General features: G+C 66.9%; 10 protein-coding genes and 2 pseudogenes. 6 read left to right on the top strand and 6 right to left on the bottom strand.

Annotated elements, in window-relative coordinates; translation table 11 throughout:
• The first annotated feature begins 75 nt into the window (after positions 1-75).
• The 5 genes and pseudogenes from NI18_RS20410 (at position 76) to NI18_RS20390 (ending at position 5148) form a co-directional block, all read left to right on the top strand.
• The gene (locus NI18_RS20410) at positions 76-306 is read left to right on the top strand and encodes a hypothetical protein (RefSeq protein WP_128082360.1); all 231 of its coding nucleotides are present in this window, start codon (positions 76-78) and stop codon (positions 304-306) included.
• A gap of 67 nt (positions 307-373) precedes the next feature.
• Positions 374-2447: pseudogene (locus NI18_RS20405) on the top strand (NAD(+) synthase).
• Positions 2448-2567: 120 nt separating this feature from the next.
• Entirely contained in the window at positions 2568-3338 is a 771-nt protein-coding gene (locus tag NI18_RS20400) for a CDP-alcohol phosphatidyltransferase family protein (RefSeq protein ID WP_306286564.1), read from the top strand.
• A gap of 15 nt (positions 3339-3353) precedes the next feature.
• Complete coding sequence (locus tag NI18_RS20395; protein ID WP_031396675.1) at positions 3354-4445, top strand: inositol-3-phosphate synthase; 1092 nt, start codon at positions 3354-3356, stop codon at positions 4443-4445.
• Between the two features lies 1 nt (position 4446).
• Positions 4447-5148: an NTP transferase domain-containing protein gene (locus tag NI18_RS20390; protein WP_037532972.1), complete on the top strand. Its 702-nt coding sequence runs from the start codon at positions 4447-4449 to the stop codon at positions 5146-5148.
• Between the two features lie 16 nt (positions 5149-5164).
• On the opposite strand, the gene NI18_RS20385 is transcribed toward NI18_RS20390, so the two are convergent.
• Positions 5165-6433: a Xaa-Pro peptidase family protein gene (locus NI18_RS20385; RefSeq protein WP_037532969.1), complete on the bottom strand. Its 1269-nt coding sequence runs from the start codon at positions 6431-6433 to the stop codon at positions 5165-5167.
• A gap of 72 nt (positions 6434-6505) precedes the next feature.
• Between NI18_RS20385 and NI18_RS20380 the strand changes: the two genes are divergently transcribed.
• A complete protein-coding gene (locus NI18_RS20380) occupies positions 6506-7843 on the top strand; it encodes a dicarboxylate/amino acid:cation symporter (protein WP_037532961.1) in 1338 nt (445 codons plus the stop codon).
• Between the two features lie 56 nt (positions 7844-7899).
• On the opposite strand, the gene NI18_RS20375 is transcribed toward NI18_RS20380, so the two are convergent.
• From NI18_RS20375 to NI18_RS20355, 5 genes and pseudogenes are all read right to left on the bottom strand, one after another.
• Positions 7900-8535: a glutathione S-transferase gene (locus NI18_RS20375; RefSeq protein ID WP_031441732.1), complete on the bottom strand. Its 636-nt coding sequence runs from the start codon at positions 8533-8535 to the stop codon at positions 7900-7902.
• Positions 8532-9389: a class I SAM-dependent methyltransferase gene (locus NI18_RS20370; RefSeq protein WP_042467728.1), complete on the bottom strand. Its 858-nt coding sequence runs from the start codon at positions 9387-9389 to the stop codon at positions 8532-8534. The genes NI18_RS20375 and NI18_RS20370 overlap by 4 nt, the downstream gene beginning before the upstream one ends.
• Before the next feature lie 258 nt (positions 9390-9647).
• Positions 9648-10721, bottom strand: a complete 1074-nt coding sequence (recA, locus tag NI18_RS20365; protein WP_031396669.1) for a recombinase RecA — start codon at positions 10719-10721, stop codon at positions 9648-9650.
• A gap of 313 nt (positions 10722-11034) precedes the next feature.
• A pseudogene (locus NI18_RS20360) lies at positions 11035-11893 on the bottom strand (4-(cytidine 5'-diphospho)-2-C-methyl-D-erythritol kinase).
• 20 nt (positions 11894-11913) lie between these two features.
• Positions 11914-12387: tetratricopeptide repeat protein (locus NI18_RS20355; protein ID WP_037532958.1), on the bottom strand; the 474-nt coding region annotated here is incomplete at its 5' end.

Here is a 12387-nt window from a genome sequence, read left to right as displayed (position 1 = left end):
ACATAGAAGGCTTTTCGGCGGGATGCTGTGAAAGACCTGTCGAGTCCGATGACGGCAGGCGATGGGAGCGGGATGATGACGGACAAGGCTGCAGAAGCGCGACAACTGAACCTCATCACCCTCTTATTCGCAATCCTCGCATTTGGCGGCATTCTCGCGCTGGGCAGTGTCGACGCGAAGACGAAGCAGCAGCGGTACCGGATTGCGAAGACCTACCAGATCTCCGAACGGCAGAAGCTCGAACGCCGGCGCGCCCGTGCCGTGCAGGGGGTGATTGCGGCCACCTCTGCACAGACCGCCCCCTGACAGCTTGCGCATATCCGGCCGGTGAAGCCGGTAGCATGAACTGCCCCGCGCGTTTAACGATGGGGGCATGACGCATCCATTCTACGCGATCCACACGCACGGCCTGATCCGGGTTGCCGCAGCAACCCCGCGGGCGTCGGTCGGGGATACCGCCGCCAATGCCGCGGCGACGATCTCGCTGGCGACGCAGGCGGATGCGCAGCATGTCGACCTCGTCGTCTTTCCCGAACTCAACCTCACCTCCTATGCGCTCGACGATCTGCATCTGCAGACCGCGCAGCAGCGTGCGACGCTGGCGGCGATCGATAGCGTCGTCGCGGCGAGTGCGACGTTGCGGCCGGTGCTGCTGGTCGGCGCGGCGCTGGTGCGCGCGGGGCGGCTGTATAATTGCGCGGTGGTGATTGCGCGCGGTCGCGTGCTCGGGGTCGTGCCGAAGACCTTCCTGCCCAACTACCGCGAATTCTACGAAAAGCGCTGGTTCGCGAGCGGCGCGGGACTGACGGGGCTGTCGATCGATCTCGGCGGCGCGTCCGTGCCGTTCGGTACCGACCTGATCTTTGCGGCGCGCGACCTGCCGGGCTTCGTGATCCATGCGGAGATCTGCGAGGATTACTGGGCCCCCACCCCGCCGTCGACTACGGGTGCACTGGCCGGCGCGCTGATCTGCTGCAACCTGTCCGCGTCGAACATCGTCATCGGCAAGGCGCGCGAGCGCGAGATGCTGGCGGCGGCGCAGTCGGCGCGCGCGGTCTGCGCCTATGTCTATTCCGCGGCGGGCCCGGGCGAGAGCACGACCGAGGTCGCATGGGACGGCCAGGGGCTGATCCACGAGCTCGGCGAACAGCTCGCGCAATCGCGCCGCTTCGCGACCGAGCCGGATCTGGTCGTCGCGGACGCGATTGCGAGCGGATCGCGCAGGAGCGGCTGCGGACCGGCACGTTCAACGACGCGGCGGCGTTTGCGGGGCATCCCGAGACGCGCGTCCGGCGGATCGCGTTCGATCACCTGACCGATCCTGCGGTCGCGGACGCGGGCTCGAACGCGTCGTCCCCCGCTTCCCGTTCGTCCCCAATGATCCCGCCCGCCGCGACGAGGATTGTTACGAAGCGTTCAATATCCAGGTGGAGGCGCTGGCGAAGCGGCTCGAGGCGGCGCACGCCCGCACGCTGGTGATCGGCGTGTCGGGCGGGCTCGACTCGACGCACGCGCTGATCGTCGCGGCCAAGGCGATGGACCGCCTCGGCCGTCCGCGTGCCGACATTCTCGGCTTCACCATGCCCGGCTTCGCGACGGGCGAGGGCACGAAGGCGAATGCCTGGGCGCTGATGCGCGCGCTGGGCATCACCGCGGAGGAAATCGACATCCGCCCCGCGGCGCGGCGCATGCTCGAGGACATGCGGCATCCCTTCGCCGATGGCTCCCCGGCCTATGACATCACCTTCGAGAACGTCCAGGCGGGGTTGCGGACCGATTATCTGTTCCGCCTCGCCAACCAGCGCGGCGGGATCGTGGTCGGCACGGGCGACCTGAGCGAGATGGCGCTGGGCTGGTGCACCTACGGCGTCGGCGACCAGATGAGTCATTATGCGGTCAACGCGGGCGTGCCCAAGACGTTGATCCAGTTCCTGATCCGCTGGTGCATTCGGACCGGCCAGTATGACGCGGCGACCGATGCGATCCTGTCGACGATCGTCGCGCAGGAAATCTCTCCCGAACTCGTCCCCGCGGGGGCGGACGGCGCGCTGCAAAGCACCGAATCGATGATCGGGCCTTATGCGCTGAACGATTTCTTCGCGCATTACGTGATCCGCTATGGCCTCGCGCCGTCGAAGATCGCGTTTCTCGCCTGGCATGCCTGGCGCGATGCGGAGAGCGGGGCATGGCCCGCGGACCTGCCGGCGACTGCGCGCGTCGCCTATGACCTGCCGACGACAACCGCATGGCTCGAAAGGTTTCTTCAGCGCTTTTTCGCGACGAGCCAGTTCAAGCGCTCTGCGCTGCCGAACGGGCCAAAGGTCTCCGCGGGCGGCGCATTGTCGCCGCGCGGCGACTGGCGCGCACCGTCGGATGGAACCGCGCGGGTCTGGATCGACGAATTGCGCTCAGCCGTTCCGCAGGCCGAGCCGGGCGACCTTGCATAAATCGCGTGCCGCGCGCATTATGAAAATCCTATGACAGTGGCTCCACCGGATGGATCGCGCGATCGCCGGATCGAGATCCCATCTAACCTTTGGCTGATTCACCCGGCAGGCCGCGCGCTTTTGCCCCTCGCACTCGCGCGTCGCATCTCGGCGAACACGGTGTCGGTGGCGGGACTGGTCCTGGGGGGCGCCGCTGCGCTGGCCTATACGCATTGGGGCAATCCCGCCTTGGCGCTGGTCGGCCTGGCCCTGTCGATCGGGTGGCTGATCGCCGATGGTCTGGACGGCATGGTCGCCCGCGCGACCAAGACGGCGAGCCCGCTCGGGCGGATGCTCGACGGTCTGTGCGATCACGGCGTGTTCGCGCTGATCTATATATCGCTGGCCCTCACCATCGACACGCCAGAGGCCTGGATCCTCGCGGTTACGGCCGGTGGCGCGCACGCGCTGCAGTCGAACATGTACGAGGGTGAGCGCTCGCGCTTCCATCGCCGGATCCGCGGTGTCGCACTCAACGCGCCGCCCGTGCCGACCGGCAACGCGCTCGTCCGCTTCTATGACGGGGTGGCCGGCAGCATCGACCGGATCGCGATGCCGTTCGAACGCACGCTCGGTCAGGCCAGCGATCCTGTCGCGCTTGGCCAGAGCTATGCCACGCGCGCAGTCGCGCCATTGCGCTTCATGGCCTTGCTAACCGCGAATGTCAGAGTATGGGCGATCTTCGTCGCCTGCTTTGCGGGCAACCCGCGCATCTTCTGGTGGTTCGAGATCGTCCCTCTGACGCTCGTCGCCATCGTCGGGCTCGTCTGGCACCGTCGTGTCGAACGGGCTTTCGTCCGTAATACCACACCGCCGCGATCGAAGACCGCGTCGCGCATGCATCTTTCGTAAGGAACAGGGTCAGTAATGAATAGCATTCGGATCGCCGTGGTCGGCATCGGCAACTGCGCGAGCTCGCTCGTCCAGGGCCTCGAGCATTATCGCGAGGGGGCAAACGACCAGGTCGGCCTGATGCATTTCGACATGGGTGGCTACAAGCCGAGCGACATCAAGGTCGTCGCGGCGTGGGACGTCGATCGTCGCAAGGTCGGCAAGGACGTCGCCGAGGCGATCTTCGCCAAGCCCAACTGCACCGCTGTGTTCGCCCCCAATGTCGGCAACACCGGCACCATCGTGAAGATGGGCAAGACGCTCGACGGCGTCGCCGATCACATGTCCGACTTCAAGGACGACCGCACCTTCCTCCTCGCTGACGCCGCAGAGCCGACGCGTGAGCAGGTCATCGCGGATCTGAAGGCGTCGGGCGCCGACGTGCTGATGAACTACCTGCCGGTCGGTTCGCAGGAAGCGACCGAATTCTATGCCGACTGCGCGATCGAAGCCGGCGTGGCGTTCGTCAACAACATTCCCGTCTTCATCGCGTCGAACCCCGTCTGGGCGAAGAAGTTCGAAGACGCCGGCGTCGCGATCATCGGTGACGACATCAAGGCACAGCTCGGCGCGACGATCGTCCACCGCGTGCTGACCGACCTGTTCGCCAAGCGCGGCGTGAAGCTGGATCGCACCTACCAGCTCAACACCGGCGGTAACACCGACTTCCTCAACATGTCGAACCATCGCCGTCTCGAGTCGAAGAAGATCTCGAAGACCGAAGCCGTCCAGTCGGTCGCGGCCGAGCGCATGGATGACGACAATGTCCATATCGGCCCGTCGGACTATGTCCCCTGGCAGAACGACAACAAGGTCTGCTTCCTGCGCATGGAAGGCCAGCTGTTCGGCGGCGTGCCGATGAATCTCGAGCTGCGCCTGTCGGTCGAGGATTCGCCCAACTCTGCGGGTGTCGCGATCGACATGATCCGTTGCGCCAAGATCGCCAAGGATCGCGGCATCGCCGGCGTGATCGACCCTGCCTCGGCCTATTTCTGCAAGCACCCGCGCACGCAGATGACCGACGATCTCGCGCAGATCGAGGTTGAGCGGTTCATCAAGGCCGCCTGACATGATCGAGACGGCTGTCATCCTCGCCGCCGGGGAGGGCAGCCGTCTTCGCGCCTCGGCGCCCTATAAACCACTCTGCCCGGTCGCCGGCCGCCCCCTCATCGCGCATGCGCTCGAGGGTCTTGCGGAGGCCGGCCTCAAGCGTGCGATCGTCACGCTGAGTTACGGCCGTGACGCGATCGAGGCCTATCTCGCCAGCCGCGCCTGGCCGCTCCGTGTCGAAACCGTCCTTGCGGACCACCGCGAGCCCAATGGCGTATCGGTGCTTGCCGCGACCGAGGCGCTGGCCGGGCAGGACGCGGTTCTCGCGATGTGCGACCACCTCGTCCTCCCCGCGCTGTATAGCCGCATGGCCACCGCCGGATCGGGTAACGGGCTTCGGCTCGGCATCGACCGCCGGCTCGGCCATCCCTGGGTCGACCCCGAAGACGTCACGTGTGTCGCGACCAACGGGTCGGCGATCGTAGCGATCGGCAAGGGCCTCGAACCGCATGACGCCTATGACACGGGCGTTTTTGCGATCTCGCCGCGCCTCGGCGACGCGCTCGCCACGCTGGCGAGTCCCTCGCTGACCGAAGGCGTCCGCATGCTCGCCGCGCAGGACCGTGCCGAGACCGTCGACTGCAGCGATATCGACTGGATCGACGTCGACGACGCAGCCGCCCTAGCACATGCCGAACGCTGGATGAGCCGGGCCGCCTGAACAGGCCCCGGGCTCGTCAGCCCAGCGGGCGATCGAGCGACGTGGGGGGCACGCTGAACCAGCTCGGCCCCGCTTCGGTCATGTGGAAGCAATCCTCGATCCGGATGCCATAGCGCCCGGGGATGTAGATGCCGGGCTCGTCGCTGAAACACATGCCCGCCGCGAGTTTCGTCGCCTCGCCCCGCACCAGATTGACCGGCTCGTGCCCGTCCATGCCGATCCCGTGCCCCGTCCGGTGCGACAGCCCGGGCAGCTTATAGCCCGGACCATAGCCCAGCGCCTGGTAATGCTGCCGCACCGCATCGTCGACGCTGCCCGCGGTCGCGCCGATCCGCGCGGCGGCAAACGCGATCTGCTGGCCGCGTATCGCCTGGTCCCAGGTCTTGCGCTGGTCGGCGGTAGCCGATCCGTGAACCCAGGTGCGCGAGACGTCCGACTGATAGCCCTGCACGGTGCACCCGCAATCCATCAGCACGACCTGCCCGTTCGCGACGCGGTGGATCTCGCGGCTGCCATGCGGATAGGCCGAGGCTTCGCCGACCAGCGCCATCGAGAATTCGGGCGCCCCGCCGAGCTTCCGGGTCGCGGCGGTCATCAGCGCGCCGATCTCGGGACCGGTCATCCCCGTCTCGACGCGCGCATACGTCCAGCGATAGGCCGCGAGCGTGACGTCCGTCGCCGTCTGCATCAGCGCGATCTCGGCAGGCGTCTTGATCATCCGACAACCGCGCACCACCGGATTGGCGGACACGATCCGCGCCTCCGGTACCAGCCGACGCAGCGCGTCGACGGCGAAGAAGCGCATCGTCTCCTCGATCGCGATCGGCCGCGCAATCAACCGGCGATCGCGCAGGAAGCCCGCCACCACCGCGAGCGGGTTCTGATCCTCCTGCCAGACACGGACCTCCGCCGGCACCGCTAGCGTCTCGCGCACCGACGGCTCCTCGAAAAACGGCGTGACGATACAGGGCTGCCCCTCGACCGGCAGGATCGCGGCGGTCAGCCGCTCGCTCCGGCTCCAGCGGACACCGGTGAAATAGAGCATCGACGATCCCGGCTCGATCAGGACCGCGCCGATTCCCGCCGCCTTCATCAGCGCCTGGGCGCGCGACAGCCGGGCGGCGCGCTCGTCCGCATCGATCGGTTTGGCACCCCCCGTGAGATCGGACAGCGCCGACAGGTCGGGCTCGGCGGCGCGCAGCACCGCGCCGATCGACAGCAGCGGGAGCGCGGCGGCGGCACCGAGGAGCGTGCGCCTGGTGGGTAAATCGGGAGAGATTGCCATGCCGGGACGATAGGGTCCTTGACCCGGGCGCCGCAATCCCCTTCCCTCCTGCGCGAGTTTCGGGAGCGTTTAATGGCCAAGCGGCTAACCTATTATATCCTGTTCGGGCTGGTCGCCGGCATGGTCGTCGGCTGGATCCTCAACGCGTCGATTGACGACGGCAGCGCGCAATCCGCCGCGCAGCTGAAGGACATTGCCGGCTATTTCTCGATCGTCACGTCGCTGTTCCTGCGGCTGATCAAGATGATCATCGCGCCGTTGGTCTTCTCGACGCTGGTCGTCGGCATCGCGCATATGGGCGATACCGGCGCGCTCGGCCGCGTCGGCCTGCGCAGCCTCGGCTGGTTCATCTGCGCGAGCCTGTTGTCGTTGACGCTCGGCATGATCCTGGTGAACGTGCTGCAGCCAGGCGTCGGCCTCGCGCTCGCCATCCCGCCGGCGACCGCGTCGAGCGGCGTCGACCGAGCCGCATTCGATCTCGCCAAGTTCATCACCCATATCGTTCCCGACTCGATGATCTCGGCGATGGCGAGCAACGAGATTCTTCAGATCGTCGTCTTCTCTGTGTTCGTCGGCGTCGCGATAACCGCGGTCGGCGAAAAGGCCGCCCCGCTCGTCAAGGCGATCGAGGCGCTCGTCGCGGTGATGCTGCAGATCACGAATTACGTGATGCGGTTCGCGCCGTTCGCGGTGTTCGCCGCGGTGACCGCGACGCTCGCCGAACGGGGCCCGAGCATTCTCGGCGATCTCGGCTATTTCATGCTGACCTTCTATCTCGGGCTGGCGCTGCTCTGGCTGATGCTGATCGGCATCGCCTTCCTGCTCATCGGTCCGCGGACGCGGCTGCTGGTGCGCTATATTCGCGACCCGCTGATCCTCGCCTTCTCGGCCGCGTCATCGGAGGCGGCCTATCCGCGCACGCTCGAGGCGCTCGACCGGTTCGGCGTGCCGCCGCGGATCGCCAGCTTCGTGTTGCCGCTCGGCTATTCGTTCAATCTCGACGGGTCGATGATGTACATGACGTTCGCGTCGCTGTTCATCGCCCAGGCCTACGGCATCGACATGCCGATCGGGCAGCAGATCGCCATGCTGCTCGTCCTGATGGTCACGTCGAAGGGCATTGCCGGCGTGCCACGTGCCTCGCTGGTGGTGATCGCCGGGACGCTGTCGATGTTCAAGATCCCGGAGGCCGGCATCCTGCTCATCCTCGCAGTCGATCACTTCCTCGACATGGGCCGATCGGCGACCAACGTCATCGGCAATGCGGTCGCCGCGACCGTGGTCGCAAAATGGGAGGGCGGGCTCGACGAGCGCGAACCCGCCGACCGCGACCCGCCGCACGCACCGACCGGGCATGGCCCGAAGGTGAATGTCGACAGCTATGAGAAGATCAAGCCCGGCCAGGCCTGAGCGGCACGGGACGTCAGGAGGCGGTCGGCCCGCCCGCCTCTTGGCGTGTGCCCGGGTCAGGCATAGGCATAGGGGCCGCCCTTTTGCAGGCCCGCCTGATAGGCCGGTCGCGCATGAACCTTGCCGAGCCAGGCGATCGTCGCGGGGCGTGATTCGTCGAGCCCCGCACGGCTGCGCGCCGCTTCGAGCGGAAAGCTCATCATGATGTCCGCCGCGGTCATCTGATCGCCGGCAAACCAGGGGCGTTGCGAGAGCTCTGCCTCGACGTAATCGAGATGGACATCGATCATCGGCTGGATGCGCTTCAGCGCGATCTTCCCCATCACCGGAATCTTCGCGAGCACCAGCTTGAGCAGCAGCGGCGGCATCATCGAGCCTTCGGCATAATGCAGCCAGAACCGATAGCGCAGCGCATCCGCGCGCTTGGCGGGGGCCCCGAGCCGACCGTCCGCCTTGTCGACGAGATACTCGACGATCGCGCCGGTTTCCGCCACGACCCGGCCACCTTCGACGTCGCGATCCTCGATCACCGGCGACTTGCCGAGCGGATGGACCGCCTTCAGTTCCGGGGGTGCGAGCATCGTCTTCGGATCGCGCGCATAGCGCTTGATCTCATAGGGCAGCCCAAGTTCCTCGAGCATCCACAGGATCCGCTGCGATCGCGAGTTTTCGAGATGGTGGACGGTGATCATGGCAGGCTCCCTTGGCTGTCGCGCGCCGGGTGCGCCGTCCATATCCAGGCGGCGGCCGGAAATTCGACCGCATCCCCGGTCAGACGATCGACGCACGCGCTGGTCAGACGCGCCAGCGCCCGTTCGCGTTCCGCGCCGTGCGTGTCGCGGATCCGCGACGCCGCGGGGCCGATCCGGCGGAGATAGTCGACCGCGTCCGCCACCGGATCCGCGCCGCCTCCCGCGCGATAGCCGAAGTCGACACGCTGTGGTGTCGTCGCGCGCCACCCGGCCTGCTTCAGCAGCTCCGCGACATAGGCGGGATCGGCAAAGGCAAAGGGCCCCGGCGCGGTCATGGCCCCCGTCGGTCCGGATGCGTCATCCGCACCCGCAACGGTTTCCACCGCCCAGCGATTGGCTGCACGCTCGGCAAAACACGAGAAGACGAGCGCGGCGCCGGGGGCGGCGGCCTTAGCGAGCAGGGCAAAGGCGGCCACCGGATCGGCGAAAAACATGACCCCATGCCGCGAGACATAGAGGTCGATCGGCGCATGCGTCTCGACGCTCGCCGCGACGTCGGCGCAGCGGAACACGACATTGGTCAGGTGCCCCGCGCGGTGGTTCGCCACTGCGATCAGCGTCGGCGAAAGATCGATGCCGATCACTTGCCCGTCCGGCAGCGCCTGCGCGCTGGCCAGCGACGTGGCGCCGGCGCCGCAACCGATATCGACAACAGTACGAGTCTGCGGGCCTGCCGCCGCAAGGATCGCGGCGTTTAGTACGGGCGCAAGCCCCTCGAAGCTGCGGTCGGTACGGCGCCATTCCGTGGCCCAGGTGTCGCCGACGCGTCCGGTCCAGTCTCGATCACTGGTCATGATTGGCCATATCGCATGGTCGAACTCCCGTCTGTGCGCACAAGATCAGCTCTTGTGGCGCGTTTGACGCAAGTCGTGAAGCATATGCCCGCTAGGGCTCACTGGATTTCCGGACGATCGCCCAACACGCGTCCCGCTGCGGCCCATCAGCTCAACCAGGCGAGACGAGACCCGCCCGAACCATCAGCCTGGACGCTGCCTCGCCCTGTCACAGGACGCGGAGCCCTTCCCCGCGAGGAAAAGGGCTCCGACTCTCACTCAGGCGTCGTCTTCGGCGTCGGGACCGACCATCATTTCCTCGGCGACCTTGTCGGTGCGCGCGCGGATCTGCTTTTCAAGACGATCGGCGGTCTCGGGATTGTCCTTGAGGAAGGTCTTCGAATTCTCGCGACCCTGACCAAGCCGGACGCTGTCATAGCTGAACCACGCACCCGATTTCTCGACCAGCCCGGCCTTCACGCCGAGATCAAGGATCTCGCCGAGCTTGGACACGCCCTGCCCGTACATGATGTCGAATTCGACCTGCTTGAACGGCGGCGCGACCTTGTTCTTGACGACCTTCACGCGTGTCTGGTTGCCGGTGACCTCGTCGCCCGCCTTGACCGCACCGATGCGGCGAATGTCGAGACGGACCGAGGCGTAGAACTTCAGCGCGTTGCCGCCCGTCGTCGTCTCCGGGTTGCCGTACATGACGCCGATCTTCATGCGGAGCTGGTTGATGAAGATCACCATGCAACGCGACCGGCTGATCGAACCGGTCAGCTTGCGAAGGCTCTGCGACATCAGGCGCGCCTGAAGCCCGACATGGCTGTCGCCCATCTCGCCCTCGATTTCGGCGCGCGGCACGAGTGCTGCGACCGAATCGACGACGAGTACGTCGATCGCGTTCGAGCGGACCAGCGTGTCGACGATCTCGAGTGCCTGCTCGCCGGTGTCCGGCTGCGACACGATCAACTCGTCGATGTTGACGCCGAGCTTCTTGGCATAGACCGGGTCAAGCGCATGCTCGGCGTCGACGAACGCGGCGGTGCCGCCATTCTTCTGCGCTTCGGCAATGACGTGGAGCGCGAGCGTGGTCTTGCCCGAGCTTTCCGGACCGTAGATCTCGATCACGCGGCCACGCGGCAGGCCGCCGACACCGAGCGCGATGTCGAGCCCGAGCGAGCCGGTCGAGATCACCTCGACCTGCATCGTCTCCTTCGAGCCCAGACGCATCGCCGAGCCCTTGCCGAACGCGCGGTCGATCTGCGCGAGTGCGGCATCGAGCGCCTTTTGCCGGTCGTTGGTTGCTGTTGCCATGCCGGTGTCGATCACTTTCAGATTAGCGGCCATCGATAAGCTCCCATCGCTAAAGCAAGCGCGCGTGCCATTCAACGCGTCAAACGCCATGTATTGCTTTTGTTCTCACGGAACAAGTGCGGAACATCCGGGAATGTGAAAAAGGGCGGCCGCCTTTCGGTGACCGCCCTCCCATCATGGGTCCGCTTCGGCGTCTTGGGAGAAACCTTGGGCCGGTCGGCAAACCGTGGCGCCGATCCGGTAGTGGACATCCCGATTTGACGCTTCCGACTGGTGCGATGCAATCGATTTTATAGCGTCCGGAGTCCCAAAGCCGAACAGTTTCGAAGCGGCAGTTGAACTGTGTTCAGCGCAGCGTGCACGCCAGCGTCCACCAGCCTTGCGCAGCGGCATCCGTCGCCGCGGAATCACGGGCCGCGATGCTGTCGAACAGCGCAAAGCAGGTCGCCCCCGATCCCGACATGCGCGCGAGCAGCACGCCCGGCGCTGCGTCGAGGAGCGCGCGCACCCGGGCAATCTCCGGCGCGATCGCGCAGGCCGGCGCCTCGAGGTCGTTCCGCCCGGCAATCGCGCGTTCGAGCAGCGGCCCCTTGCCGAGCGGCCCGCGGTCGATCCCGTCCCACGCGCCAAATACCGCCGCGGTCGACACCGCCACGCGCGGATTGACGCACAGCAACGGCGTTCCCGCCAGCCCGTCGACCTCGACGAGCGTGTCGCCGCGCCCGGTCCCGAACGTCGTCCGGTTGACGAGGCACGCGGGCACGTCCGCACCCAGTCGGGCGGCAATGTCGTGGAGAGCCGGATCCTGCACCGCGACGCCGTGCAACCGCGCCAGCGCGCGCAGCGTCGCCGCGGCATCGGCGGAGCCGCCACCGATCCCCGATGCGATCGGCAGTCGCTTGTCGAGCGTGATCGCGTGGTGCGCGGCGATCCCGAACGTCGCGACGAACGCGTCCGCTGCGGCCGTCACGAGGTTGCCGTCCCATGGCGCGGCGTCGGTGCCCCCCCGCCGCCGGACGCAATGCCGCGGCGAACGGCCCGATGATGGCAAAGCTGTCCGCGTCCGCCGTGCGCACCGTGACGACGTCGCCATGCTCGGCAAAGGCAAACAGCGTCTCGAGCTCGTGATAGCCGTCCGCGCGGCGGTGACGCACATGCAGCGCGAGATTGATCTTGGCAGGTGCGGTTTCGGTCGTCGTCGGCATCGGGGTCTCGGGATCAGGGGTCAGCGGCGCGCAGCGATCGGCAGGCCGGTGTCGATCTTCGCGGCGATGCGCGCGCGCTCCTCGGCATCGCCGGTGACGATCGCGGCCTGCCACGCATAGCGCGCCTCGTACCGTCGGCCCATGCTCCAATAGGCATCACCGAGATGATCGCCGATTTCGGCATTGGTCGGCTCCGCCTGCGCGGCACGCTCGAGCAAGGGCAGTGCGCGTCGCGTATCGCCGGCGCGGTGATAGGCCCAGCCGAGCGAGTCGGTGACGGACGGATTGGCGGGATCGAGCCGGCTCGCCCGCTCGAGCAGCCGGATCGAGCCCGCGATGTCGTCGCCATGCTCGACCTGCGCGAATCCCAGATAATTCAGCGCGAGCGGTTGCGTCGGGGCGAGGGCAACCGCCTTGCGGAGCGCGACGCGCGCCTCGGGCCAGCGCCCCGCCTGATCGAGCGCCCCGCCATATTGCAGCCACGCCCCCCAGCC

The organism is Sphingomonas sp. Ant20 (assembly GCF_000783375.1).
GTDB lineage: Bacteria > Pseudomonadota > Alphaproteobacteria > Sphingomonadales > Sphingomonadaceae > Sphingomonas > Sphingomonas aerolata.
This window is presented reverse-complemented; position numbering and strand designations above follow the sequence as displayed.